This window comes from Brevundimonas staleyi, from assembly GCF_041893865.1.
Lineage (GTDB): Bacteria > Pseudomonadota > Alphaproteobacteria > Caulobacterales > Caulobacteraceae > Brevundimonas > Brevundimonas staleyi.
This window is the reverse complement of the sequence record NZ_CP169082.1, coordinates 3,427,372-3,451,938: the sequence shown is the minus strand read 5'-3', so window position 1 is coordinate 3,451,938 and position 24,567 is coordinate 3,427,372. Positions and strand designations below refer to the sequence as shown.

Annotated in this window: 24 protein-coding genes; 17 read left to right on the top strand and 7 right to left on the bottom strand. The window is 69.1% G+C overall.

Annotated features, from left to right (window positions below):
• Window positions 1-64 precede the first annotated feature (64 nt).
• The 4 genes from ACETK8_RS17430 (at window position 65) to ACETK8_RS17415 (ending at window position 4,867) form a co-directional block, all read left to right on the top strand.
• On the top strand, window positions 65-2,122 hold the full coding sequence (locus tag ACETK8_RS17430; protein WP_374037083.1) for a GumC family protein: 2,058 nt from the start codon (window positions 65-67) through the stop codon (window positions 2,120-2,122).
• Window positions 2,113-2,835 (top strand): polysaccharide biosynthesis/export family protein, encoded by a 723-nt coding sequence (locus ACETK8_RS17425; protein ID WP_374037082.1) that lies wholly within the window; start codon window positions 2,113-2,115, stop codon window positions 2,833-2,835. Before ACETK8_RS17430 ends, ACETK8_RS17425 begins: the two co-directional genes overlap by 10 nt.
• Complete coding sequence (locus ACETK8_RS17420) at window positions 2,832-3,593, top strand: WecB/TagA/CpsF family glycosyltransferase (RefSeq protein ID WP_374037081.1); 762 nt, start codon at window positions 2,832-2,834, stop codon at window positions 3,591-3,593. Before ACETK8_RS17425 ends, ACETK8_RS17420 begins: the two co-directional genes overlap by 4 nt.
• An 86-nt stretch (window positions 3,594-3,679) precedes the next feature.
• Complete coding sequence (locus tag ACETK8_RS17415) at window positions 3,680-4,867, top strand: hypothetical protein (RefSeq protein ID WP_374037080.1); 1,188 nt, start codon at window positions 3,680-3,682, stop codon at window positions 4,865-4,867.
• On the opposite strand, the gene ACETK8_RS17410 is transcribed toward ACETK8_RS17415, so the two are convergent.
• The 4 genes from ACETK8_RS17410 to ACETK8_RS17395 all read right to left on the bottom strand — a co-directional run bounded on the left by ACETK8_RS17410 (window position 4,818) and on the right by ACETK8_RS17395 (window position 9,548).
• On the bottom strand, window positions 4,818-6,287 hold the full coding sequence (locus ACETK8_RS17410) for an exopolysaccharide biosynthesis polyprenyl glycosylphosphotransferase (RefSeq protein WP_374037079.1): 1,470 nt from the start codon (window positions 6,285-6,287) through the stop codon (window positions 4,818-4,820). The two genes, ACETK8_RS17415 and ACETK8_RS17410, sit on opposite strands and share 50 nt — an antisense overlap.
• A gap of 31 nt (window positions 6,288-6,318) precedes the next feature.
• Window positions 6,319-7,401, bottom strand: a complete 1,083-nt coding sequence (locus tag ACETK8_RS17405) for an acyltransferase family protein (protein WP_374037078.1) — start codon at window positions 7,399-7,401, stop codon at window positions 6,319-6,321.
• A gap of 81 nt (window positions 7,402-7,482) precedes the next feature.
• Complete coding sequence (gene fixJ / locus ACETK8_RS17400) at window positions 7,483-8,094, bottom strand: response regulator FixJ (protein ID WP_374037077.1); 612 nt, start codon at window positions 8,092-8,094, stop codon at window positions 7,483-7,485.
• Window positions 8,091-9,548 (bottom strand): sensor histidine kinase, encoded by a 1,458-nt coding sequence (locus ACETK8_RS17395; protein WP_374037076.1) that lies wholly within the window; start codon window positions 9,546-9,548, stop codon window positions 8,091-8,093. The genes fixJ and ACETK8_RS17395 overlap by 4 nt, the downstream gene beginning before the upstream one ends.
• A gap of 264 nt (window positions 9,549-9,812) precedes the next feature.
• Between ACETK8_RS17395 and ACETK8_RS17390 the strand changes: the two genes are divergently transcribed.
• The 13 genes from ACETK8_RS17390 to ACETK8_RS17330 are packed head-to-tail and all read left to right on the top strand — an operon-like array spanning window position 9,813 to window position 20,159.
• Entirely contained in the window at window positions 9,813-10,526 is a 714-nt protein-coding gene (locus ACETK8_RS17390; RefSeq protein ID WP_374037075.1) for a TorF family putative porin, read from the top strand.
• A 44-nt stretch (window positions 10,527-10,570) separates the two neighbouring features.
• Window positions 10,571-12,493, top strand: a complete 1,923-nt coding sequence (locus ACETK8_RS17385; protein WP_374037074.1) for a methyl-accepting chemotaxis protein — start codon at window positions 10,571-10,573, stop codon at window positions 12,491-12,493.
• The gene (locus ACETK8_RS17380) at window positions 12,493-12,768 is read left to right on the top strand and encodes an STAS domain-containing protein (RefSeq protein ID WP_374037073.1); all 276 of its coding nucleotides are present in this window, start codon (window positions 12,493-12,495) and stop codon (window positions 12,766-12,768) included. The genes ACETK8_RS17385 and ACETK8_RS17380 overlap by 1 nt, the downstream gene beginning before the upstream one ends.
• On the top strand, window positions 12,765-13,130 hold the full coding sequence (locus tag ACETK8_RS17375; protein ID WP_374037072.1) for a response regulator: 366 nt from the start codon (window positions 12,765-12,767) through the stop codon (window positions 13,128-13,130). The genes ACETK8_RS17380 and ACETK8_RS17375 overlap by 4 nt, the downstream gene beginning before the upstream one ends.
• 3 nt (window positions 13,131-13,133) lie before the next feature.
• Window positions 13,134-15,467, top strand: a complete 2,334-nt coding sequence (locus tag ACETK8_RS17370) for a chemotaxis protein CheA (RefSeq protein WP_374037071.1) — start codon at window positions 13,134-13,136, stop codon at window positions 15,465-15,467.
• Between the two features lie 3 nt (window positions 15,468-15,470).
• Window positions 15,471-15,929, top strand: a complete 459-nt coding sequence (locus ACETK8_RS17365) for a chemotaxis protein CheW (protein WP_374037070.1) — start codon at window positions 15,471-15,473, stop codon at window positions 15,927-15,929.
• Window positions 15,926-16,792 carry a CheR family methyltransferase gene (locus tag ACETK8_RS17360; RefSeq protein ID WP_374037069.1) on the top strand — a complete coding sequence of 289 codons (867 nt, stop codon included), beginning with the start codon at window positions 15,926-15,928 and terminating at the stop codon, window positions 16,790-16,792. The genes ACETK8_RS17365 and ACETK8_RS17360 overlap by 4 nt, the downstream gene beginning before the upstream one ends.
• The gene (locus ACETK8_RS17355) at window positions 16,789-17,826 is read left to right on the top strand and encodes a protein-glutamate methylesterase/protein-glutamine glutaminase (RefSeq protein ID WP_374037068.1); all 1,038 of its coding nucleotides are present in this window, start codon (window positions 16,789-16,791) and stop codon (window positions 17,824-17,826) included. Before ACETK8_RS17360 ends, ACETK8_RS17355 begins: the two co-directional genes overlap by 4 nt.
• 8 nt (window positions 17,827-17,834) lie before the next feature.
• Entirely contained in the window at window positions 17,835-18,224 is a 390-nt protein-coding gene (locus ACETK8_RS17350; RefSeq protein WP_374037067.1) for a response regulator, read from the top strand.
• A complete protein-coding gene (locus ACETK8_RS17345; RefSeq protein ID WP_374037066.1) occupies window positions 18,221-18,763 on the top strand; it encodes a chemotaxis protein CheD in 543 nt (180 codons plus the stop codon). The genes ACETK8_RS17350 and ACETK8_RS17345 overlap by 4 nt, the downstream gene beginning before the upstream one ends.
• Window positions 18,763-19,113, top strand: coding sequence for a hypothetical protein (locus ACETK8_RS17340; protein ID WP_374037065.1), 351 nt, complete (start codon window positions 18,763-18,765; stop codon window positions 19,111-19,113). The genes ACETK8_RS17345 and ACETK8_RS17340 overlap by 1 nt, the downstream gene beginning before the upstream one ends.
• 3 nt (window positions 19,114-19,116) lie before the next feature.
• Window positions 19,117-19,716, top strand: a complete 600-nt coding sequence (locus tag ACETK8_RS17335) for a response regulator (protein ID WP_374037064.1) — start codon at window positions 19,117-19,119, stop codon at window positions 19,714-19,716.
• The gene (locus ACETK8_RS17330; protein WP_374037063.1) at window positions 19,713-20,159 is read left to right on the top strand and encodes a chemotaxis protein CheE; all 447 of its coding nucleotides are present in this window, start codon (window positions 19,713-19,715) and stop codon (window positions 20,157-20,159) included. The genes ACETK8_RS17335 and ACETK8_RS17330 overlap by 4 nt, the downstream gene beginning before the upstream one ends.
• A 172-nt stretch (window positions 20,160-20,331) precedes the next feature.
• Here the strand turns inward: ACETK8_RS17330 and hutH are convergent, their stop codons facing one another.
• The 3 genes from hutH to hutG form a co-directional block, all read right to left on the bottom strand.
• Window positions 20,332-21,861, bottom strand: coding sequence for a histidine ammonia-lyase (hutH, locus tag ACETK8_RS17325; protein WP_374037062.1), 1,530 nt, complete (start codon window positions 21,859-21,861; stop codon window positions 20,332-20,334).
• Between the two features lie 184 nt (window positions 21,862-22,045).
• The gene (gene hutU, locus ACETK8_RS17320; protein WP_374037061.1) at window positions 22,046-23,707 is read right to left on the bottom strand and encodes a urocanate hydratase; all 1,662 of its coding nucleotides are present in this window, start codon (window positions 23,705-23,707) and stop codon (window positions 22,046-22,048) included.
• A 1-nt stretch (window position 23,708) separates the two neighbouring features.
• Window positions 23,709-24,527, bottom strand: a complete 819-nt coding sequence (gene hutG / locus ACETK8_RS17315; RefSeq protein WP_374037060.1) for an N-formylglutamate deformylase — start codon at window positions 24,525-24,527, stop codon at window positions 23,709-23,711.
• Window positions 24,528-24,567 lie beyond the last annotated feature (40 nt).

Below are 24,567 nucleotides of genomic sequence, written 5' to 3'. Positions count from 1 at the left end.
ATCACATGCTACCCAAACGTGTATTCCGGTCGCCGTCTCGCGGGCGACGCATCGAGGGCGGGTCTTGACCCCAGTCGTCCAGACAGTCGCCGAAACGCCCGCCACGCCGCGGGGCCTGCTGTCCCTGCGCGACCTGCTGGTCCATGTTTTCTACAATCAGAAGGTGATTTTGGCGTGTCTCGCCATCGGCCTGATGCTGGGCGTTGCCGCCGCTGTCTTCAGCCCGCCGAAGTTCACCGCCGCCAGCCTGATCCTGCTCCGCATCGGCGCGACCCAGGCGGCGCAGGAGGGGCTGAACGGACCCCAGACCTATCAGGGCGGCGAGGTCGTCCTGCGCGCCCTCCAGTCCGAGGTTCAGATCATCCGTAGCGACCCGGTGCTGCAGGCGGCCATGGCCAAACTGTCGGAGGCGGATGCCGACCCAGCGGCTCTGGGCAAGTTCGCCAAGGCCCTGAAGGTCGAGATCGAGGATGGCTCCAACGTCCTGCGCATCGCCTTCACCAGCCGGGATCGCGACTACGCGCTGAGGGCGGTTCAGGCCGTCACTGACGCCTACATCGACCGCCGCGCCGAGCTCTACGTCAACGCCTCGCGTGACCGGCAGGATCGTGAGATCGACCGCTACGACACGGCGCTGAGCCAGACCGAAGGCGAGATCCAACGGATCCGTCAGACCCACGATGTGCTCGATATCGACAAGGACGTCGCCTTGGCCTCCGACCGGCTCGAGGCCCTGATCCAGCGCGCCAACCAGGCGCAGGAGCGACGCGGCGCCGTCGCCGCCGAACTGGCCGCCGTCTCCCGCCAACTGGCCGCCGCGCCCGAGCGGGTTCTGGACAGTCAGGAACGCACCAACACCACGCCCAACGACGAGGCCCGAAACACCCTGCTGCGCCTGCGTCAGGACCGCGCTCACGTCGTCGAGCAATACAACGAGGACTGGCCGGGCCTGGCCGAGATTGACGCCCGCATCGCCGCTGCCCAGGCCCAGATCGTCGAGAACGCCCAGGACATCCGTTCCAGCGACCGCACGGTCCGGAACCCCGTCGCCGATCTGCTGGTCCAGCGCCGCGTCTCCCTCGGCATCGAACTCGCGTCCCTGCAACGACAATCGGCCGAACTGGCGACCCAGCTCGCCGCCGCTCGCGCCCGCGTCGGCGACCTGCGCACCGCCGAGATGCGGCTGCACGATCTGGAGCGTAGCCGCTCGGCCTCGGAGACCATCCACCGCAGCCTCCTCATCGGCCGCGCCGGCGCCGCCCTGGAGGACCAAGCCGTCGACGACCGCAACACGACCGTCCGCGTCGTCCAGCCTCCGACCGCCCCCCTGACCGGCCGCGATCTGCGGCCCACCCTGATCCTCGCCGGAGCCGCTCTGGGTATCGCCCTGGCCATCGCCGCGACGGCGGTCGGCATCGTCCTGCGTCAGGTCTTCATCGCGCCCGGCGAGGCGGAAAGTTCGCTGGGCCTCGACGCCCTGATGTCGCTGGACGCCACGGCCTCCAACCTGCGCTCCGACGCCGGACAGGCCGCCATGGCGCGGCTGGCGAGCCTTCTGCTCGACCTCGAGATCGACGATCGACCGCTTCAGGTCTTTCAGTTCGTCGGCGACGACGCGGGCGCCAAAGGCCGCCTCGCCCTCGGCGTCGCCCAGGCCATGGCCGCACGGGCGGGCGGAGCGGTCCTGCTGATCGACCTCGACGCCGCCGACCACTATCGCAGGAAGGCCGGGGAGGCGGTGCAGCGACTGCCCGCCGGTCCGACCCACCTCGACGTCGCGCGCTCAGCTTCCGTGGGACTCTGGGCCGCGGTGAACCCGAGCGAGACCCCGCTCGGCGCCCCGGCCGCGACGGCGGAAGAGGCGCGCGCCTTTCTCGACCTGATGCGCGGCGCCTTCAGCCGGATCGTTCTGGTCGGCGCGCGTGATTTCGACCTGCCCGATGCGCGTCGGCTGCATGGTCTGGCCGACGCCAACATCCTGATCGTCCAGGCCGAGGCGACGCGAGCCCCGGCCGCACGGCGGATGCGGGAGGTCGTTCTGGTGTCCGGCGGCGACCTTCTCGGCTTCGTCTTCACCGGCCGCCGACGCCACGTCCCGGAGGCGATCTACCGATGGCTCTGACCCTTAGTCGCCGCCTGCTCCTGACCGGTCTGGCCGTGACCGCTGCCGGCTGCGGCACGACCCAGTCGATCCGCCCGCGCGAGCGCGAGCCGCACCGCTTCGCCCCTTGGAGCGACGCGGCCCCCGCCTATCGTCTCGGCGTCGGCGACCGGCTGAAGGTCGACTATTTGTTGACGCCCGAGCTGACGCAGGAGGTTTCTGTAGAGCCGGACGGCTTCGTCAGCCTGCGTGTCGTCGGACGGCTGGCGGCCCAGAACCTGACGCCATCCGAACTCGAGGCGGCGGTGCGCGACGCCTCCGCCCGCCGCCTGCGCCAACCCATCGTCAGCCTGTCGGTGACCGAGGCGCGATCGGCCCGCGTCATCGTCGGCGGGGCGGTGCAGAGGCCGGGCGTCTATCCGTTATCCGCCCGCGCCTCGACGCTGGAAGCGATCATGCTGGCCGGCGGCTTCTCACCGGAGAGCCGGATGGATCAGGTTGTCGTCATCCGCCAGCGGCCGGGCGCCGACGCCATGCTGAGGACCGTGGATCTGCGTCGTTTCGTCGAGCGCGGCGAGGCCGAGACCGGCGTCGCCCTCGCCTCCGAAGACATCGTCTTCGTGCCACGCAGCCGCATCGCCGAGGCCGATCTTTGGGTCGATCAGTACCTCAACCGCCTCTTGCCATTCAGCCGATCCGTCTCCCTGACTAACACCTACGAGGGGGTTCGATGAGCCCGTTTCCGCGTCGCCGTTTCCTCGGCGTGACCTTCACCCCCCTGCCGCTGGACGAGGCCGTCCACGGCATCATCGCCCGCGATCCGGCCGCACCCTTCGCCTTCGTCGTCACGCCCAACGCCCAGCATGTGGTCGCCGCCAACGCCGGCGATCTGCGGTTCGCGGGACCTCAGGGCCTGGCCTGGATGGTGCTGAACGACAGCCGGATCCTCCGGCTGCTGTCGCGGGTCCTGTTCGGGCGGGACCTGCCCGTGGCGGCGGGCAGCGACCTCGTCGCGCGGCTGTTCGAGGTCGGGGTTCCGGCCGATGCGACCCTGACCCTGATCGGCGGCGACGCCGAGGTGGAACAGGCGCTTCGCCTTCGCTTCGGCATCCGCACGGTCGCCCGGCTCACTCCCTCGTTCGGCTTCTGGCGCGACCCGGTCGAGGTCGAGCAATGCCTGGCCTTCGTCCGCGCCCACCCGGCACGCTACGTCTTCCTGATCGCCGGGGCGCCCCAGTCGGAGGACCTCGCCCAGCGCCTTACGGAGACCCCCGGCGTGACCGGAACAGGCCTCTGCGTCGGCAGCGCGCTCAACTTCCTGACCGGCCGCATCCGTCGCGCACCGCGCTGGATGCGGGAGGCGGGACTGGAGTGGGCCTGGCGGCTGGCTCTGAACCCGAGGGGTCATTTCCGGCGGGTCTTCATCGAGTCCGCCCCCATCCTGTGGATCGCCCTGGTCGAGCGTCTGCGGACGGTGCGGCGGCCGGCATGACGCTTGCGCGGAGGGGCCGGGTCCTTCGCCTCCATCCGCCCGTCGCCGTCGCGCGACCTCAAGCGAACGTGTGGCCGACGCTCGCGATGATCCTTCTCCTGCCGATGTTCGGCGGGGTCTTCGCCTATGTGGTCGATGCGCCGCCGCTCTATTTGCTGGCCAAGGCCTGGCCGGTCCTGACGGCGCCGCTGGCCCTGTTCGCGGCCTGGCGTCTGAACCCGCCCTGGCAGCCGCTGCTGCTGGCCGCCTGCGCCTGGCTGCTGGGCGTGACGCCCTTCGTCAGCGTGACCCAGCTCGGCAACGACGCGTTCGGTGCCCTGGCCTCGACCGCCAAGATCTGGTCCCTGACCGGGGCGCTCGGCGCGGCGGCTTCGCTCTGGCTGATCCGTCCGACGCCGCGCGACCTGACCTGGGCCGTCGTCGTGCTGGCGGCCATCACCTTCGGCTTCCTGATCGGGGCCTGGCTCTTCGCGCCGGACGCCCTGTTTCAGCAGGGGATCGAGGACACGAAGGTTTTCCTCAGCGACGTCGAGCGCGGCCGTCGCATCAATGCGCCGATGATGTTCGGCATTCTGACGCTGTTCCTCATCAACCGATCCTTCTGGCAACGACCGAAGGTGTGGAAGGCCCTGCTGATCCTCGGCGGTCTGGTCGCCATGGTCGTCATGTACAAACAGCGCGCCCAGATCGGCGGGACGGTCGTGGGGTTGGGCCTGGGCGCCATGCTCAGCCTGCGCCGCTGGCAGGGACCGGCCATGATGGCGACGGCAGCCGTGGTGATCGCGGCGGCGGTTCCGGTCGTCCTGTGGCTGGGTCAGGATGCGGTCGACAGCCTGGGCGGCTCCCTGTCGATGCGCCAGATCGAGGCCGAACACGCCCTGGCCTTCCTGAACGATCAGCCCTGGCGCTGGATCGTCGGCGTGGGCAGTGCGACGCGGGTCGGCGATGTGACGCTCGGCGACATCGTCGGCACCCCCTTCTTCTTCCCGTCGGATCTCGGTTGGCTGGGGGTGGTGTTCGAATACGGCGTCATCGGCGCCGGTCTGATGCTGGCGCTTCACCTCCTCGCTATCCGTATGGCGTGGGAGGCGGCGCAGCGCGGACAGGTCGTCGGGGCGGCCGTCCTCGACTATGCGATCTTCCTTCTGGTCGTGTCGCCGGTCGTGTCGGTCGTCCTGTCGCCGGGCGAGCTGGCCACTGTGCTGGCTCTGTCGTGGTGGCTGGTCAGAACACCTCCGGCCCCATCAGGTGCCGCGTCAGGGTCTGCGCCATGATGCTCAGGTCCAGTTGCAGCGACCAGTTGCGCATGTAGTCGAGGTCCAGCTCGACCCCGCGCCGGGCCTTCTCCAGGGTGTCGATGCCGCCGCGCATGCCGTTGATCTGGGCCCAGCCGGTGATGCCGGGCTTTATCTGGTGACGGGCGGCATAGGTTCGCACCGCCTCCGCATAGGGGTCGGCGCCGATCCGCATTCCGGCGACGTGGGGGCGCGGTCCGACGATCGACATCTCGCCCTTCAGCACGTTCAGAAGCTGAGGCAGTTCGTCGATGGAGGTGCGCCGCAGAAGGGCGCCCAGCCGGGTCACGCGGGGGTTGCCCCGCACCTGACCGCCCGCTCCGTCGTCGGTCGGGTCGATCGTCATGGTCCGGAGCTTGTAGATCGAGAAGGGCCGGCCGTTGAAGCCGATCCGGTCCTGACGGAACAGCACCGGTCCGCCGCCGCCCAGGGCCAGAGCCGTCGCCGCCACGGCGAGAATGGGCGCGGTCAGGACGACGGCGCAGGCCGCGACCACATAGTCCTGCGCCTGTTTCACCAGGCCTTGCGTCCCCCGGAACGGATGGCGGGTCAGTTGCAGGGCGGGAACGCCCGCGACCTGGGTCAGGGCGTTGGAGCGCGACAGGAAGCCCGGCCGTTCCAGCGGCGTGACCACATCGGCCGAGATCCATTGCAGCCGGTCGCCCAAGGCGAAGATTTCCTCTGACCGGTTCCACGGCACGGCCAGGACGATCAGGTCGACGCGTCGGGTCTGGGCCAGACGACGCAGATCCTCGACCGTGCCCGCGACGCTGGGCGCCCGGTCGTCGAACAGGCCGACCAGCTCCAGATCGCGATGCCATTCCTCCTGGCGGATGCGGCGGATAAGGTCGCCCGCCATCAGGGTCGCCCCCACCACGGCGACGCGGCGACGCAGGGACCCTCGCGTCCACAGCGCATCGACCACGACCGCACAGGCGAGACGCCCCATCGCCAGTCCACACACCACCGCCAGCAGCCACAGCGACAGCCACAGGTGGGCGGTCAGGACGTTGGGCTCGAAGGCCCATATGACGGCGCGGTTGGCCAGGGCCGCCAGCGTGACGCCGACGACCACGTCCAGCGTCTGACCCCGCACCCGACGATAGCGTTCGACGCGATAGCCGCCCCAGGTCGCCAGCGAGGCCACGAAGACCACCGCCCCGACCAGTCCCGCGATCAGGGTCTGCCAGAAGGACAGGGGCGGAGGTCCTGCGATGTCGAGATAGTGGAAGATCAGGGCGGCGCTCAGGATCACCACGGCGTCCGCCGCCCCGACCATCCGGTTCATCATCCCCATCGAGACGCGGATGAAGGGGGTGGTGGTCGCGGCCTGGCGACGCGGTCGGCGTCGGCGCTCCGGGATCGAACCGGAGGGATCGGACAGGGTCTGGAGCGTCACGGGCGGGGCTTTCGCTTGCAACTTTAAGTGGTCAGGAACGGGCGTCGTTGGCGACGACGGTCAGGACGCGGGTGGCCGGCGCGGAGGGGCGAGGGCGCGGTTTGAAGGCGGCGATCAGGGGGCGCTCCAGCCACAGATGGGCGAACCATCCGACGACCGAGGTGACCACGAGCGCGAAGGTCACATAGAGCCAGGGCGCCATCTCCACCCCCGTCAGCCGCAGGCCCTGGGCCGTGGCCGAGAGCAGGACCGGATGGATCATGTAGAGGGGATAGGAGGCGTCGCCGATCGCCTTCAGGATCGGGATGGAGGGGAGGCGTCCCGCCTGCTCCACCGCCACCAGACCGGCCACGATCAGGGTCGCGGGCAGGGCTAGAAACACGAGCCGGCCATGCGCCTCCGGCCCGATCACCGACCCGCCCGCGAGCAACAACCCGCAACCCGTAACGAAGACGAGGCCGCCATGCCGGAGCCAGCCTTCCGGCACGCGCGGCAGCACCATGGCCAGACCCACGCCCAGCGCCAGTTCGGCCATGAAGGGCGAGGCGTAGAAGGCGGCGATGGGCGGCAGGGGCAGGACGGAAAGCACCGTCAATACAAGCAGAACTCCGATCACGACCGCCCCGCGCAGGCGGGCCTTCAGGAACAGGGCCGCCGTCAGCATGAGATAGAAGGCCATCTCGTAGTTCAGGGTCCAGCCGGGGATCATGACCGGCTTCAGACCCGCCGCCTCGACCGGATTGGGCCAGGCCACGAACAGGTAGGAGGCGACCACATGGGGCAGGTCGAACCGAGTGCTCTGCAGCAGATGCGGCGCGACCAGAAGCAGGACCACCATGAAGGTCGTCAGCAGCCAGTAGAGGGGCACGATCCGCGCTAGTCGCTTCTGCAGGAAGACGCCCGGCGACACCGGCCGCTTGTTCAGGATCCGCCACATGACGTAGCCCGAGATGACGAAGAAGATCTCGATCCCGGCCTGCAGGACCTGGGTCTCCGGCACGCCGACCTGGCCCTGGGCGTGCCAGACGACGACGCCGAGCGCGGCGACGGCGCGCAGATACTGGATGGAGATCAGTTCGGTGCGGGGCGGGGTGGAGACGGTCGATGCAGCCATGGTGCGCCTTTCAAAGGGTTCGCACGTTTAGGTTGCATAGAATGTATTTAGGATGAATGTCGGCCCTTGGCCGGCGGCATCCTATTCGGCGGGCGAGGCCAGCCCCATCCGCACCAGGGCCGACAGGCTCGTCGCCTGCATCTTGCTCATCACCTTGGCGCGGAAGATCTCGACCGTACGCGGGCTGATGGCCAGGTCGGCGGCGATCTCCTTGTTCGAGCGTCCCTCGACCAGGGCGCGGAAGACCTGCGTCTCCCTCTGGCTCAACAGGGCGATGCGTTCGGCGATCTCGGCCCGGCCCTGACGCTCGCTCTTGCGTTCCGACAGATGGCCCAGACAGCCGCGCACGGCTTCCAGGAGGCGGTTCGGATCGAACGGCTTCTCGATGAAGTCGACCACGCCGGCCTTCATCATCTGCACGGCCATCGGCACGTCGGCGTGGCCGGTGATGACGATGACGGGCCAGCTCGATCCCTTGATCTCGGCCAGTCGGCGGACGACTTCGGTCCCGTCCATATCGGGCATCCGCACGTCGGTTACGACGCAGGCCGCCTCCGCCTCTGGCAGGTTGGCCAGAAGCTCGGCCCCGCTGGCGAAGGCGCGCGCTCGGATGCCTTCGCTGCGCAGAAGCATCAGCAGGGCGTCGCGGACGGCCTCGTCGTCTTCGGCGATCAGGACGGTGATCGAGTTCATGGCTCCACAAGCTCCCGCTCGCGCATCAGGCAGAAGGAGAAGGCGGCCCCGCCCATCGGGCTGGCCTCGACCTTCAACGTTCCGCCGTGACTGTCGATGATGGTGCGGGTCACCGAAAGCCCCAGTCCCATTCCGCCGGTCTTCGTACTCATCAGGGGTCGGAAGATAGTTTCCATGTCGGCGGTCGCAATGCCGACGCCGTTGTCCTCGACCCGGATCTCATAGGCCTCGGGCGAGATCGCCCTGCCGGTGACGACCACCAGGGGATTCGCTTCACCGTCCAGCGCCTCCACGGCGTTGCGCACCAGATTGACCATCGCCTGCTGGAACTGGATGCGCTCGGCCCAGACGGCGTCGTCGGCGTCGTCGATCCTGAGCTCGATCGAGACCCCGGCCGTGCGCCCGATCATGCCCAGCACGCCCTGGATGTCGGCGATCATGGAGTGGGTGCTCTCGACGTCGAGGCCGCGGCTTTCGTGGGCCAGCAGTTCGCGCATCCGGCGGATGATCTCTCCGGCTCGCAGCAGCTGGGTCTTGGCCAGATCGACCGTGCGGCTGGCGTTGTCGGCCGCGGGCCCGGCGTTCCTCATGTCCGTCTGGGCCGCGTGCAGATAGGTCACCGAGGCGCTGAGGGGCTGGTTGAGTTCATGCGACAGCGTCGCCGCCATCTCCCCCAGGGAGTTCAATCGCCAGACCCGGTTCAACTGGGCGTGCATCTCGCGCGCATGAGATTCCGCGGCGTGGGAATCGGTCAGGTCGGTCAGAGAGATGATGGCGTGATCGGGGTCGCCCGCATCCTCATTGAGACCCAGTTGGATGTTGAGATGCAGCGTCCGGCCGTCGCCGGTCCGTGCGACCCAGTGGGCGAGGGGACCGTACTGCGGCGTGGTCGGGAAGGTCGCCAGGTCGAACCCCTCGACGAACAGGTCGAACGGCTCGCCCACCGCCAGGGCCTCGGGCGCCGCGAGCATGGCCGAGGCCGAAGGGGTCAGCGACCGCACGATGCCCTGCCGGTCCAGGGTCACGACCGGCACAGAGGCCAGGATCGTCTGCAGCATGTGATCGCGCCGGGCCAGGCGGCGCGACAGTTCGCCGGCCCTCGTCCGATAGGCGCGCAGGCTGCGAAAGCCCTCCGAGATCAGCCAGGCCACGGCGGCGAACAGGACGGCGTTGGCGACGGTGTCGACCACGCTGTCGCGATGCACCAGGGCGACGTTGGCGGCGATGGACAACAGTATGGCGAAGGCTGTCTCGAGCCGCCCCGCCAGCAGGGCCGTGGCCATGATCGCCGGCAGCAGGGGCAGGTAGTAGAAGCTGCCGACGCCCTCCAGCGCGGCGCGGACGCCCATCGCCGCCACGACGGCCACGACCGCCACGACATAGCCGGCCAGGGGGAGCTTGCTCAGTCCCTCGGTCCTCGTCTGAATGAACGCGATCGCGCTCTCTCGCGACATCGCGTCGCCTCAATCCACTCCGGGCGAAGGCCGGCCCGGTCAGACGCTCATGTGTCGATTCGCGCCGCGCCCTGAATGTAATCAGCGTCAATATACGCCGTTAAATTTCATGCGAACGTGAATAATCCAGGTTGCGGGCCCGGCGTGGCGGACACCCGTCAGGGCTGGACGGATGCGCGGATAGGTAATCCTACCTAGGTGAAGATTCACCAATAATACGGTGGCGCTCTCGATCCTTGGACCATCATCCAAGGAAGCCTTTTCATGACCTCGACTGCCCGGAACCGTGAGCAAAACGCCCGTTCCGCCAAGACCTTGATCGCTGTCGGCGGCCTTCTGGCCGTCCTCGTTCCGGCCGCCGCCTCCGCCCAGGACGTCAACTGGACCGTCGGCGTCGCCAGCGAATACATGGGCAAGGGCGCCGGCAAGTCGAACGGAGAGATCGCCCCCTTCGGCCAGGTCGAGGTCGGCTTCGGTCAGACCTACGCCAGCGTCTTCGCCTCGACCGCCGAGATCTCGTCCGGCGCCGACGCCGAGACCATCGTCCAGATCGGCTGGCGGCCCACCGTCGGCGCGGTCAAGCTGGACCTGGCCATCCTGAACCGCGACCTGCCGGGCACCCGCGCCGGCGTCGACGGCAACTATTTCGAATACCAGGCGGACGCGACCCACGCCTTCGGCCCGGTCACGGCCCGCTTCCGCGTCAACTATACGCCGGACGGCTTCGCCGCGACGCGCGAGGCCTGGTGGATCGAACTGCAGGGCTCGATGGCGCTGGACAACAAGACCAAGGCCAGCATCGCCCTGGCCGATCGCTCCGCCGACGGCGGCGCCGAATACGTCGCCTGGAACGCCGGGGTGAAGCGCAAGCTGACCGACGACGTCTCCCTGGACCTGCGTTGGTACGACACCGACGGCCACGCCCTGGGCGAGCCCTACGAGGGCCGCCTGGTCGGCGCCCTCAGCTTCGCCTTCTGAACCTCCCGCCGCCCCTCTTTCCCGGACCGCCAAGGAAACTCCCTGTGTTCTTCACCAACCTCCCGATCGGCAAGAAGCTGACCATCGCCTTCGCGGCCGTACTGCTGGCGATCGGCGCCATGGGCGCCACCATCTTCTTCAACCTTCAGGCCCTGACCCAGGCGGGCGAGGCCCGCGGCGTCGCCAACGCCATCGTGCGTCAGACGGCGCTGGTCGAGTTCAAGATGGCGCGTCAGGAGAACTCCTATCGTGGCTTCCTGGTGTCCGGCGACCGCTACTACCTGGAGCGGCTGGACACGCACCGCGCCGACATGAAGACCGCGCTGCGCGAACTGCGGGCTGAGGCCAGTCCCGAGACCATCCGTCTGGCCGCGACGATCGAGGAGAGCGCCGACGCCTGGTACGAGAACGTGGTGACCAGGGGCGCGGTCCTGGCGGCCAACCCCGCGACCCACGCCCAGGCGGTGGCGATGATCGGCCGCAACGGCGCGGCGGACCGTTACACCAATGCCGTCGAGGAGAGCATCGACGCCCTCAACACCCTGAACATGACCGCTCTTGAGGTCACCCGCGACGCCCAGGCCAGCGCGGCCGGCACGGCCCTGATCGCCCTGGTCATCGGCCTGGTCGCCGCCCTGCTGATTTCGATCGGCGCCGCCTTCACCCTGACGCGCGGCATCGTCGGTCCGGTCAACAACATGATCGGCTACATGCGCCGTCTGATGGGCGGCGACACCCAGTTCGACATCCCGTGCAGCGCCCGCAAGGACGAGTTCGGCGAGATGGGCCGCGCCGTCGAAGCCTTCCGCGACGCCGCCATCGAGAAGACCCGCCTGGAGGCCGAGGGCGCCGCCCTGCGCGGTCAGTCGGATGAGGAACGCGCCCGCAACCAGCGCGCCGCCGAGGCCGCCGCCCGCGAACAGGCCGCCGTCGTCTCGGCCCTGGGCGAGGGTCTGGATCACCTGACGCGCGGCGACCTGACCTACACCCTGACCCAGGCCTTCCCGGAAGACTATGTGAAGCTGAAGGACGACTTCAACGCGGCCATCGGCCAGCTGAAGGACGCCATGTCGGTGGTCGTCACCAACGTCTCGGCCATCCGTTCGGGCTCGGGCGAGATCAGCCAGGCCGCCGACGACCTGTCGCGCCGCACCGAACAACAGGCCGCCTCGCTGGAGGAGACCGCCGCCGCCCTGGACGAGATCACCGCGACCGTGAACCGCACCGCCTCGGGCGCCCGTCAGGCCTCCGAGACGGTCCAGGCCGCCAAGGGCGACGCCGAAACCTCGGGCGTCGTGGTCCGCGACGCGGTCGGCGCCATGGGCGCGATCGAGAAGTCGGCCCAGGAGATCAGCCAGATCATCGGCGTGATCGACGAGATCGCCTTCCAGACCAACCTCCTGGCCCTGAACGCCGGCGTCGAGGCGGCCCGTGCCGGCGACGCCGGTCGCGGCTTCGCGGTCGTGGCCTCCGAAGTCCGCGCCCTGGCCCAGCGTTCGGCCGAGGCCGCCAAGGAGATCAAGGTCCTGATTTCGGCCTCGACAACCCAGGTCAATGCCGGCGTCCAGCTGGTCGGTCAGACCGGCGAGGCCCTGCAACGGATCGTCGGCCGCGTCGCCGAGATCGACGGCCTGGTCTCCGAGATCGCCGCCTCGGCCCAGGAACAGGCGACCGGCCTCCAGCAGGTCAACACCGCCGTCAACCAGATGGACCAGGTCACGCAACAGAACGCCGCCATGGTCGAGCAGTCGACCGCCGCCAGCCACTCGCTTTCGCAAGAGGCCGAGGTCCTGGCCGGTTCGGTCGCCCGCTTCCAGATCGGCGCGGTCTCCACGCCCGCCCGCGCCGCTCCGGCCCCGCGTCCGGCCGCCGCCCGTCCGGTGGCCCAGATGCGGAGCGTCGGTCGCGGCGGCGCGGCCCTGAAGCCGGCTCCGGTCGCCGCCGAAGACGGCTGGGAAGAGTTCTGATGGCCGCCACCCTGTCCCTGCCTGCCGTGCTGGACCTGGCCCAGGCCGAGCCGCTCAAGGCGGCCCTCCTGCCCATGCGCGGCCAGTCGGTCGTCATCGACGCCTCGCGCGTCGAGCGCCTGGGCGGGCTGTGCCTGCAGGTCCTGATCTCGGCCCAGCAGACCTGGGCCAGGGACGGACACACCCTGAAGATCGACGACGTCTCTCGCGAATTCGCCGATCAGTGGAACGCGTTCGGGGCCGCCGAGGCCGCCCCTGAAGGAGACCTCTCGTGACCAAGACCGTCCTGACCATCGACGACAGCCGCACCATGCGCGACATGCTGATGATGGCCCTGGTCGACGCCGGCTATCGCGTCATCCAGGCCGTGGACGGCGTGGACGGGCTGGAGACCCTGGCGGCCGAGGGCGCCGACGTCATCATCACCGACATCAACATGCCCCGCATGGACGGTTTCGGCGTGATCGAGGGCGTGCGCGCCGACCCAAACCACCGCGCCACGCCGGTGCTGGTCCTGACGACCGAGAGCGACGCCGCCAAGAAGCAGCGCGCTCGCGACGCCGGCGCCACCGGCTGGATCGTCAAGCCGTTCGACCCGGCCAAGCTGGTCGACGCCGTTCGGCGCGTGGCGGCCTGACCCATGTCTGACGCGGTCGATCCGTTCGAGGCCATCAAGGTCGTCTTCTTCCAGGAGTGCGAGGAGCTGCTCGCCGACCTGGAAGCGGGCCTCCTGGCGATCGAGCAGGGCAGTGCGGACAACGAGACGGTCAACGCCGTCTTCCGCGCGGTCCACTCGGTCAAGGGCGGGGCAGGGGCCTTTGGCCTCGACGCCCTGGTCCGGTTCGCCCACGTCTTCGAGACCCTGCTGGACGAGATCCGCTCGGGACGGAAGCCGTGCGACGACGTCACGGTGAAGACCCTGCTGCGCGCCTCCGACGTGCTGGCCGACCACATCGCCGCCGCGCGCGGTCAGGGCGCGCCGGTGGATGAGGCCCGCTCCGCCGGTCTGGTCGCCGAGCTGGAAGCCCTGACCCACGGCGAGGCCGCGCTGGTCGCCGCAGAGGTCGTCGAGCCGGAGCCCGTCTTCGCCCCGGTCGCCGTCGCCCCGCTGTCGGACCTCGACGGCGACGAGTTCGGCTTCAAGCCGGTCGCCTTCAACCTGGCCGATCTGGACGCCCCGGCCGAGCCGGTCGCCGCGCCCGCCGCCGACGCCTGGCGCATCGTCTTCCATCCGCACGGCCGGATGTACGCCAACGCCAACGAGACCGGCATCCTGCTGCGCGAGCTGTCGCGCCTGGGCGAACTGAGCGTGACGCTCGACGCTTCAGCCCTGCCGGACCTCGATGCGCTGGACGCCGAAGAGTCCTATCTCTCCTGGGCCATCGACCTGACCACGGACGCCGACGAGGCCGCGATCCGCGACGTCTTCGACTTCGTCGAGACCGACTGCGACCTGTCGATCCGCCCCGTCTCGGCCGTCGATAGCTTTAGCAAAACTATAGAGGTCGAACCGGCCGCCCCCGAGTTCGACATCGCCGCCCTGCTGGCCAAGGCCCAGGCGGAGGTCGCCGCCGCACCGGAGATGGCGGTCATTGCCGAGCCGGTCGCCCCGACCGCGACCGCAAAAATCTTCGCCGAAGACCCGCCGATGCCGCCAATCGCGGTTCCGGAACCGCAGACCCCGCAAATCGCGGCGGCCCCCGCTTCGACGCCTGCGCCGGCCGCCGCCGCCGCCAACGCCCCGGCTCAGCCCGCCGCCGTCACCATTCGCGTCGATCTCGACCGCGTCGATCGCCTGATCAACGTCGTCGGCGAACTGGTCATCCAGCAGGCCATGCTGGCCCAGCGCGTGATCGAGAGCGGCCTGGCCCGTTCGTCCGGCATCTCGGTCGGTCTGGAAGACCTCGAGCTGCTGACCCGCGAGATCCAGGACAGCGTCATGGCCATCCGGGCCCAGCCCGTGAAGTCGGTCTTCCAGCGCATGCCGCGTCTCGTCCGCGAGGTCGGCGAGATGACGGGCAAGCGCGTCCGTCTGGTCACCGCCGGCGAGGACACCGAGGTCGACAAGACCGTGGTCGAACGTTTGGCCGAGCCGATCACCCACATGCTGCGGAACGCCATCGACCACGGGCTGGAGAAGCCCGAGGAGCGCGAGGCCGCCGGCAAGCCCGCCGAGGGCACCGTCCGTCTGGTCGCCCTGCATCGCTCGGGCCGGATCGTCATCGAGATCTCCGACGACGGGAAGGGCATCAACCGCGAGCGCGTGAAGGGCATCGCCGTCTCGCGCGGCCTGATCGCCGAGGAGGCCGTCCTGACCGACGACGAGATCGACAACCTGATCTTCCTGCCGGGCTTCTCGACCGCAGAGACCATCACCGACGTCTCGGGCCGGGGCGTGGGCATGGATGTGGTCAAGCGCTCGATCCAGGCGCTGGGCGGCCGCATCTCCATCTCCTCGACGCCGGGCAAGGGGGCGACCTTCACTCTCAGCCTGCCGCTGACGCTCGCCGTGCTGGACGGCATGGTGGTGACCGGCGCCGAACAGACCCTGGTCGCCCCCCTGACGGCCATCGTCGAAAGCCTGACCCCGCGTCTTGAGGACATCCACTACGTCGGCGGCCACGACCCGGTGATCCGCTTCCGCGATCAGTTCGTGCCCTTGATCGACGTGGCGCTCGGCATGGGCTTCCGTGACGCCCCGATGCAGGCCGAGACCGGCGTCGCCGTGGTCGTGGAGACCGAGGCCGGCTCCCGCGCCGCCCTCCTTTTCGACGCCATCCAGGGCCAGCGCCAGGTCGTCATCAAGAGCCTGGAGACCAACTACCAGCCCGTCGACGGCGTCGCCGCCGCGACCATCCTGGGCGACGGCCGTGTCGCCCTGATCCTGGACGTCGACGCCATTGTCGCCTCCTCGCGCCGCCGCTTCGTGCGGCACGAGACCGCCGCCCGTAACGAACTCAAGATCGCGAGCTAGATCATGACCGAAGCCACCAACGCCGCCGCCCGCGAACTGATCGCCTTCCGCATCGGCGAGCAGGAGTTCTGCGTGGACATCATGGCCGTGCGCGAGATCCGCGGCTGGACGCCCGCGACGCCGCTTCCGCGCGCGCCCGGTTTCATGAAGGGCGTCATCAACCTGCGCGGCGCCGTCCTGCCGATCATCGACCTGGGCGCCCGTTTCGGCCTGCGCACGTCCGAGCCGACCGCCCGTCACGTCATCATGGTCGCCCACGTCGGCGGCCGGATGGTGGGCCTTCTGGTCGACGCCGTCTCCGACATCATCCAGCTGACCGACGAAGCCATGCAGCCGACGCCCGACGTCGCCAGCGAACAGGTGAAGTCGTTCGTGAAGGGCCTGTTCGCCCTGGACGGCCGCCTGATCAGCCTGATCGAGCTGGACCGGATCGTCCCCGAGACCGAAGCCGAGGCCGCATGACCACCCGCGCCGATCGGGCGTCTTTGGTCGAAGGCGAGTTCGTCTTCACCGCCGAGGACTTCCGCCACATCGCAGAAATCCTGCACAGCCACGCCGGCATCGCCCTGAACGAGGGCAAGGCGGCGCTTGTCTATTCGCGTCTGGCCAAGCGGCTGCGCTCGCTCGGCCTGCGCAGCTTCCGCGACTACTGCGCCCTGATCGAGGGCTCCGACGGGGTGGACGAGCGTCAGGCCATGACGGCGGCCCTGACCACCAACGTCACCCGCTTCTTCCGCGAGCCGCACCATTTCGAACACCTGCGCGATCAGGTGATGCCGGTCCTGGCCGAGCGCGCCCGTCGCGGCGAGCGGGTCCGCCTGTGGTCCGCCGCCTGCTCGAACGGGCAGGAGCCCTATTCGATGGCGATGACGGTCCTGGCCTGCCTGCCCGAGGCCAACGAGCTGGACGTCAGGATCCTGGCCACCGACATCGACCCCAACATGGTCGCCGACGGCATCGCCGGGGTCTATTCGGCCGAGCATCTGGAAGCCGCACCGGCCATGCTGCGCCACCGCTTCTTCGAGAAGGCTCCGATGCAGGGCCGCGACATGCTCAGCGCCAACCAGGCGCTCCGCGACCTCATTTCCTTCCGCGAGCTGAACCTGATCGGCGACTGGCCGATGCGCGGTAAGTTCGACGTCATCTTCTGCCGCAACGTCGTGATCTATTTCGACGACGCGACCCAGGAGAAGGTCTGGAAGCGGTTCACCCCGCTGATGACCCCCGGCGCCACCCTCTACATTGGCCATTCCGAGCGGGTCAGCGGCCCGGCCGTGAACCAGCTGCGCACCTCGGGCCTGACGACCTACAGGCTGGCGGCATGAGCACCGTGCGCGTCCTCGTCGTCGATGACTCGCCGACCATGCGCGGCCTGATCACGGCTGCCCTCCGTCGCGATCCCGAGATCGAGGTCATCGGCTCGGCCGCCGACCCCTTGGAGGCGCGCGCCCTCATCAAGGAACTGAACCCCGACGTCATCACCCTGGACGTCGAGATGCCCAACATGAACGGGCTGGAGTTCCTCGAGAAGATCATGCGGCTGCGGCCCATGCCGGTGGTCATGGTCTCGACCCTGACCCAGGCCGGCGCCGAGATCACGCTTCAGGCGCTCGAGATGGGGGCGGTGGACGCGGTCGGGAAACCCGGCGCCGGCGTCACGGCCCAGGAAGCCTTCGCCGAACTGACCCTGAAGGTGAAGACCGCCGCCCGCTCGCGCGTCCGCCGCCGCGAGGCGGCCGAGGCTCCCCGCCCACGCGCCGACTACCGCGCGAACGCCGACCACATCCTGGCCATCGGGGCCTCGACCGGCGGCGTGGAGGCGCTTCTGACCATCGTCTCGGCCTTCCCCGCCAACTGTCCGGCCACGGTCATCACCCAGCACATGCCGGCGACCTTCACCCCCAGTTTCGCCGCCCGCCTGGACAAGGCCTCGGCGGCCACGGTCACCGAGGCGACCGACGGCGCCCTCCTGATGCCCGGCCACGTCTATCTGGCGCCCGGCGGCATGACCCATCTGGAGGTCTCCGGAACCACGCCGCGTTGCCGTCTGGTCCAGGGTGACACGGTCAGCGGCCACCGCCCCTCCGTCGATGTCCTGTTCCAGTCCGTCGCCCGCCTGAAGCGCCCGATGACCGGCGTCATCCTGACCGGCATGGGCCGCGACGGCGCGCAGGGCCTGCTGGAGATGCGCAACGCCGGCGCTCGCACCCTGGGTCAGGATGAGGCCAGCTGCGTCGTCTACGGCATGCCCCGCGTCGCCCATGAGATCGGCGCCGTCGAGCGCCAGCTCCCGCTCGCCCGTCTGTCTTCCGCCATTCTCGACCTGTGCGCCTCCCCCTCCGCACAGTCAGCCGCCTGAGGTTTCCGATGCCCGCCGCCTCCGCCATCCATACCCTGATCGTCGACGACCAGATGTCGATGCGTGGCCTGATCCGCACCAGCCTGCAGCAGATCGGCATGCGCGAGTTCCGCGAGGCCGCCGACGGCGAGGCGGCGCTGCGCGAGATGATCGCCAAGCCCGCCCACCTGATCATCTCGGACTTCAACATGCCCAAGCTCGACGGCCTGGGCCTGCTCCGCGCCGTCCGCGCCCACCCGCCGACGCAAGGCTCGGCCTTCATCATGCTGACCGGCCGCGCCGACCGCGAACTGGTCCAGCGCGCGGTCCAGTTCGGGGTCAACAACTACCTGGTCAAACCCTTCACCGTCGCCCAGCTGAAAGAGAAGCTGGAAGGCGTCTTCGGTCCTCTGACATGATGTCGCCCGAGGCCCTGGCCACCGAAAAGCGGATCCACGTGGGCCAGGGCGAGCACCATGTGACCGCCGACCCGAACGTGCTGCTGACCACCATCCTGGGCAGCTGCGTGGCCATGTGCCTGCGCGATCCGGACACGGGCGTCGGCGGCATGAACCACTTCCTCCTGCCCGAAGGGGCGGGGGCGGGGACCGACGCGGGCCGTCGCTACGGCGCCTATGCGATGGAGCTCCTGATCAACGACGTGCTCAAGGCCGGCGCCCGGCGCGACCGGCTGGAGGCCAAGCTGTTCGGCGGCGGCCGCATGTTCGACAGCCTTCGCGACGTGGGCCAGCAGAACGCCGACTTCGCCGAACGCTTCCTGCGCGACGAAGGCATCCCCGTCATCGGCGGCAGCCTGCGCGGCGTGGGCGGGCGTCGTCTTCACTACTGGCCGGCCACCGGCCGGGCCCTGCAACGCGCGGTGACGGACGGCCATGTGCCGGCCCCGACGCCGCCCCGCATCGAACCGGTCGCCACCGGCGCCGTGGAGTTGTTCTGATGTTGAAAGCCCGTTCCCGCCTCCTGCTGGTCGCCGTCTCCGACGAACTGGCCGAGATCCGCACCCGGCTGGAGGAACTGGCCGATCTGACCACGGAGCTGGTCGCCGACTGTCCGGCCGAGCGCCGCGCCGAGGCCATGGCCGGGGTCCAACAGTTCGACCTCCTGATCCAGCGACTGGAAGGGCTCAGCGGCATGGCCGCGGCCATCGGCGCCGGCGCGCCGGTCGACACGGCCCTGCACGCCCTGACCCTGTCCGACCTCTACGAGCGGCTGGTCGGCGGCGAGAGTGTCGCTCGTCGTCCTTCGATGTCCGCCCCCGGCTCCGGCGAGCTGACCCTGTTCGACTGACCGATGGCGCGTCCCCCCACCCCCGAACGGGTCAACCTCGCGCGCTCCACCGTGCTCTTGGTCGACCATAACCAGAAGTCGCTCGACATGCTGAGCTCGATCTTCCACGGCTTCGGGGTCAAGCAGCAGATGAAGTGCGGCTCGACGCAGGATGCCATCAGCATCATGCAGACGCGCGACGTCGACCTGGTCCTGATCGACTGTTCGATGCCGGGGATGGACGGCTACGACTTCACCAAGTGGCTCCGGCGCGAAACCCCGCCGCCGGTCCGCTACACCCCCGTCATCCTGCTGACCGGCCACGCGGCCCAATCGAAGGTTCACAAGGGGCGCGACTGCGGCGCCAGCTTCGTCGTCACCAAGCCCCTGACCCCGACCGTCCTGTTGCAACGCATCCTCTGGCTCGGCGCCGACGAGCGTCAGTTCGTGGAGTGCGAGACCTATGTCGGACCCGACCGGCGCGTGAGGAATTTCGGCCCGCCCATCGGCATGCCGGGCCGCCGCGACGGCGACCTGTCCGAGACCGTCGGCGCCGCCACCGAGGCCAATATGGACCAGTCCGATATCGACATGTTGATGAAGCCGATGAAGGTCTCCCTGTGACCGAAGCCCGTCTGTTCAAGGTCAAGAGCCCGCTGGCGCGACAGCTCCACGAACCCGGCGGCCGCATGGTCCGCGATCTGGAGCGTCAGGCCGACGCCGCCCTGGAAACCCACCGCGACGACGCCATGGCCATGGTCGGCGGGACGCTCATCCTGCTGGAAGAACTCTGCGCCGAGGCGCCCGACGGCGCGGGTCCGCGCGTCTACGAACTGGCCTCGTCCATCGTCGATCTGGCCGGCTTCTTCGACACCGGCCCCCTGTTCGAGGCGGCCTACAGCCTTTGCGACATCGCCGACCGCATGATCCAGGCGGACAACTGGCACTGGCCCTCGATCCAGGTCCACGCCCAGGCGCTACGCCTGATCCTCGCCGGCGGCTGCCGCACCGGCCGGACCAGCGACGCCCTTCTGGCGGGGCTGAGGTCGATCGCCCAGAGTCGCTGACGGTCACGCCTCGCTGAGAAATCCGGGCGTGAGTGCAAACCCGGACCGACCCGAGGCTCGAAAACCGCAACAACAAAAGCCCGACGGTCTAAGGCCTTAAGGCTGTGAATTAATTCTCAGTCTTAAGTTTTGGACTCTTTGGACTCGGTCCCTCCAGAGTCCAATCCGGCCCTCATGCCGAGGGCAGCAACGCCTCCGCGAACCCCCGATACCGGCCCGCCCTGACCCCGTCCGTCGCCCGGGCGATGTCCGGCGCGAAATAGTGGTCGCTGTCATAGGCGGCGACCGCCTCCCGCACGATGGACCAGACCTGTTCCAGCGCCGTCGAGCTCTTCAGCGGCCGGTGGAACTCGATCCCCTGCGCGGCGGCCAGAAGCTCGATGCCGACCACGGTCGCGGTGTTCTCGGCCATCTCCAGCAGACGCCGCGCGCCGTGGGTGGCCATGGAGACGTGGTCCTCCTGATTGGCGCTGGTCGGGACGGTGTCCACGCTGCAGGGATGGCTCAGCATCCGGTTCTCGGCGACCAGGGCGGCGGCCGTCACCTGGGCGATCATGAAGCCGGAGTTCAGCCCGCTCTCCTTGACCAGGAAGGCCGGCAGCTCGCTCATCTTGGGATCGACCAGGATGGAGGTCCGACGCTCGGAGATATTGCCGATCTCGCACAGCGCCATGGCCAACTGATCCGCCGCGAAGGCCACCGGCTCGGCATGGAAGTTTCCGCCCGAGATCACGTCCCCGTCGTCGATCAAAACGAGCGGATTGTCGGTCACCGCATTGGCCTCGCGCTCCAGCATGGCGGCGGCGTTGCGGATGACGTCCAGCACCGCCCCCATGACCTGGGGCTGGCAGCGCAGGGAGTAGGGGTCCTGCACCTTGGTGTCGCCCTCGCGGTGGCTGTCGCGGATGGCCGAGCCCGCCATCAGCTCGCGCAGGGTCGCGGCCACGGCGATCTGGCCGGGCTGGTTGCGAAGCGCGTGGATGCGATGATCGAACGGCGCGTCCGACCCTTTCAGCGCATCCACCGACAGGGCCCCCGCCGCGATCCCGGCGGCGAAGGCGGCCTCGGTCGCGAACAGGCCCGCCAGCGCCAGGGCCGTCGAACACTGGGTCCCGTTCAGCAGGGCCAGACCCTCCTTGGGCCCCAGGGTCACGACCTCAACGCCCGCCCGCGCCATGGCCGTCTCGGCGTCCAGCGCCTGACCCAGATGCCGCGCCTCGCCGACGCCGATCAGGACGCAGGACATATGGGCCAGGGGCGCCAGATCGCCCGAGGCGCCGACCGATCCCTTGGACGGAATACAGGGCAGGACGTCGGCGTTCACCAGGGCGATCAGCCCCTCCAGCGTCTCCCGCCTGACGCCCGAGGCGCCCTTGGACAGGCTGGCGATCTTGAGCACCAGGATCAGCCGCACGACCGCATCGTCCAGCAGCGGCCCGACCCCGCAGGCATGGCTGAGGACCAGGTTCTTCTGCAGCGTCTCCAGATCGCCCGGCGCGATCGAGGTGTTGGCCAGAAGCCCGAAGCCGGTGTTGATGCCGTAGACCGTCCGGCCCTCGGCGATGATGGCGGCCACCGTCGCGGCGCTCTTCTCCAAATCGGCCCAGGCGGCGTCGGTCAGGCCGACCGTGACCGGGCCGTCCAGGACGGCGCGCAACTGGGCGAGCGTCAGCGGCTCGGAGCCGAGGGTGATCTGGGTCATGCGAAAACTCCTTCCTTCTCCCCTTGGGGGAGAAGGTGGGCCGCGGAGCGGCTCGGATGAGGGGTATGCGTCATCAGGCCGGATGTCCGACGGGAGAGAGCGGCGACTGCGGCGCTTGCCCCCTCATCCGTCAGGCTCCGCCTGCCACCTTCTCCCCCGAGGGGAGAAGGGAAGTCGTGCGTCGTCATTTGAGCGACGGCAGGTTCAGGCCGTGCTCGCGTGCCGCTTGGCGCGCGATCTCATAGCCGGCGTCGGCGTGGCGCATGACGCCGGTGGCCGGATCGTTCCACAGGACCCGCTCCAGTCGGGCCGCCGCCTCCGGCGTGCCGTCGGCGACGATGACCACGCCCGAGTGCTGGGAATAGCCCATCCCGACCCCGCCGCCGTGGTGCAGCGACACCCAGCTGGCGCCCGATGCCGTGTTCAGGAGCGCGTTCAGCAGGGGCCAGTCGGACACGGCGTCCGTGCCGTCCATCATGGCCTCGGTCTCGCGGTTCGGACTGGCCACCGATCCGCTGTCCAGATGGTCTCGGCCGATGACGATGGGGCCGCTCAACTCGCCCTTGGCCACCATCTCGTTGAACATCAGACCCGCCCTGTGACGGTCGCCCAGACCGATCCAGCAGATTCGCGCCGGCAGGCCCTGGAAGGCGATCCGCTCGCTCGCCATGTCGAGCCAGCGATGCAGGCCTGCGTTGTCCGGGAACAGCTTTTTCATCGCCGCGTCGGTCTTCCGGATATCCTCCGGATCGCCCGTCAGGGACGCCCAGCGGAACGGCCCGATCCCGCGACAGAACAGCGGGCGGATATAGGCCGGCACGAAGCCCGGGAAGTCGAAGGCGTCCGCCACCCCCTCGTCGAAGGCGACCTGACGGATGTTGTTGCCATAGTCGGTGACCGGGATGCCGGCGTTGAGGAAGTCGAGCATCGCCTGCACATGGACGGCACAGGATTTCCGCGCCGCGGCCTCGACGGCGGCGGGATCGGACACGCGCTTGTCCTCCCATTCCGCGACGGTCCAGCCCATGGGCAGGTAGCCGTTGATCAGGTCGTGGGCGCTGGTCTGGTCGGTGACGAGGTCGGGGCGAACGCCGCGCTTCACCATTTCGGGCAGGACCTCGGCGGCGTTGCCGAGCAGGCCCACGGAGATCGGCTTGCCGGTGCGCCCGGCCTCCTCGATCAGGGCCAGGGCCTCGTCCAGCGTCTCGGCCATGACGTCGAGGTAGCGGGTGCGCAGACGCATCTCGATCCGGCTGCGCTGGCATTCGACGGCCAGGCACGACGCCCCCGCCATGGTCGCCGCCAGGGTCTGGGCTCCGCCCATGCCGCCCAAGCCGGCTGTGAGGATCCATTTGCCCGACCAGTCGCCGCCGTGATGCTGGCGTCCGGCCTCCATGAAGGTCTCGTAGGTGCCCTGAACGATCCCTTGGGTGCCGATGTAGATCCAAGACCCGGCCGTCATCTGGCCGTACATCATCAGACCCTTGCGATCGAGCGCGTTGAAATGCTCCCAGGTCGCCCACTTCGGCACGAGGTTGGAGTTGGCGATCAGGACGCGCGGGGCGTCGGCATGGGTGCGGAAGACGCCGACCGGCTTGCCCGACTGGACCAGCAGAGTCTCGTCCGGCGCGAGGGCCCGCAGGCTCTCCACGATCCGGTCGAAGCTGGCCCAGTCGCGCGCCGCCTTGCCGATGCCGCCATAGACGACAAGGTCCTCCGGCCGCTCGGCCACCTCGGGATCGAGGTTGTTCATCAGCATTCGCAGCGCCGCCTCGGCGGCCCAGGTCTGGGCCGTCATCTCGGGGCCGCGGGGGCTGCGGACGACGCGGGCGTTCGATTGGGTCATGTCAGGCTTTCCGGGCGAAGTCGGCGCAGGCGGTCAGGATGGCGCGGAGGTGACCCCGCATGGTCTCGGCGCGGGCGGGCTCATAGGGCGAGGGCCAGTTCGCCTCCGACACCTCGCCGTCTGGATCGAGCATATAGCCGCGATCCGCCAGCTCCATCTGGATGGCATGGATGCCCTCGGCGGGACGGCCATAGTGGCGCGTGGTCCACCCGCCCTTGAACCGGCCGTTCAGCACGTGGGTCCAGCCGGTGACGGCGCAGGCCGCCTCGACCGCCTGGCTGAGTTCCGGGGCGCAGGTGACGCCGCCGTTGTCGCCGATGTTGAACTGCGGCAGCTCGCCGTCGAACAGGCGCGGCACCACCGATCGGATCGAATGGGCGTCATAGAGGACGACCGGGCCATTGGCGCGGAGCCGCTCGATCTGGGCGGTCAGGGCGTCGTGATACGGGTCGAACCAGGTCGCGCGACGACGGTCGATCTCGGCCTGATCCGGCTCCTCACCGGGCCGATACAGGGGCTCGCCATCGAAGGTCTCGACGGGGCAGAGGCCCGTCGTCGCCATGCCGGGGTAGAGGGAAGCGCCGGACGGGTCGCGGTTCACGTCGATGACGCTGCGGCTGACGCCTGTGCGGACCGTGGTCACGCCCATCTCTCCGATGAAGTCGTAGAGGCGGTCCACCCACCAGTCGGCGTCCTTGCGGGCCAGCCAGGGCGAGACCATCCGGGGCTCGATGTCGGCGGGAATGTCGGTCCCCGTGTGTGGGAAAGCGACGATCAGGGGCGCATCGCCTTCGACGACGGTCAGCCAGTCCGGGTTCATCTCAAGGCCTCCCTCGCCAAATCGCGGATGCGTGGTATGT

Bases quoted from the DNA above. Each gene is read 5' to 3' on its own strand.
- ACETK8_RS17350 (WP_374037067.1), top strand. From the start codon at position 17,835: ATGCCCGCCGCCTCCGCCATCCATACCCTGATCGTCGACGACCAGATG.
- ACETK8_RS17425 (WP_374037082.1), top strand. From the start codon at position 2,113: ATGGCTCTGACCCTTAGTCGCCGCCTGCTCCTGACCGGTCTGGCCGTG.
- ACETK8_RS17420 (WP_374037081.1), top strand. From the start codon at position 2,832: ATGAGCCCGTTTCCGCGTCGCCGTTTCCTCGGCGTGACCTTCACCCCC.
- ACETK8_RS17415 (WP_374037080.1), top strand. From the start codon at position 3,680: ATGATCCTTCTCCTGCCGATGTTCGGCGGGGTCTTCGCCTATGTGGTC.
- ACETK8_RS17355 (WP_374037068.1), top strand. From the start codon at position 16,789: ATGAGCACCGTGCGCGTCCTCGTCGTCGATGACTCGCCGACCATGCGC.
- ACETK8_RS17360 (WP_374037069.1), top strand. From the start codon at position 15,926: ATGACCACCCGCGCCGATCGGGCGTCTTTGGTCGAAGGCGAGTTCGTC.
- hutU (WP_374037061.1), bottom strand. From the start codon at position 23,707: ATGACCCAATCGAACGCCCGCGTCGTCCGCAGCCCCCGCGGCCCCGAG.
- hutG (WP_374037060.1), bottom strand. From the start codon at position 24,527: ATGAACCCGGACTGGCTGACCGTCGTCGAAGGCGATGCGCCCCTGATC.
- ACETK8_RS17380 (WP_374037073.1), top strand. From the start codon at position 12,493: ATGGCCGCCACCCTGTCCCTGCCTGCCGTGCTGGACCTGGCCCAGGCC.
- ACETK8_RS17395 (WP_374037076.1), bottom strand. From the start codon at position 9,548: ATGTCGCGAGAGAGCGCGATCGCGTTCATTCAGACGAGGACCGAGGGA.
- fixJ (WP_374037077.1), bottom strand. From the start codon at position 8,094: ATGAACTCGATCACCGTCCTGATCGCCGAAGACGACGAGGCCGTCCGC.
- ACETK8_RS17345 (WP_374037066.1), top strand. From the start codon at position 18,221: ATGATGTCGCCCGAGGCCCTGGCCACCGAAAAGCGGATCCACGTGGGC.
- hutH (WP_374037062.1), bottom strand. From the start codon at position 21,861: ATGACCCAGATCACCCTCGGCTCCGAGCCGCTGACGCTCGCCCAGTTG.
- ACETK8_RS17405 (WP_374037078.1), bottom strand. From the start codon at position 7,401: ATGGCTGCATCGACCGTCTCCACCCCGCCCCGCACCGAACTGATCTCC.
- ACETK8_RS17370 (WP_374037071.1), top strand. From the start codon at position 13,134: ATGTCTGACGCGGTCGATCCGTTCGAGGCCATCAAGGTCGTCTTCTTC.
- ACETK8_RS17340 (WP_374037065.1), top strand. From the start codon at position 18,763: ATGTTGAAAGCCCGTTCCCGCCTCCTGCTGGTCGCCGTCTCCGACGAA.
- ACETK8_RS17390 (WP_374037075.1), top strand. From the start codon at position 9,813: ATGACCTCGACTGCCCGGAACCGTGAGCAAAACGCCCGTTCCGCCAAG.
- ACETK8_RS17365 (WP_374037070.1), top strand. From the start codon at position 15,471: ATGACCGAAGCCACCAACGCCGCCGCCCGCGAACTGATCGCCTTCCGC.
- ACETK8_RS17335 (WP_374037064.1), top strand. From the start codon at position 19,117: ATGGCGCGTCCCCCCACCCCCGAACGGGTCAACCTCGCGCGCTCCACC.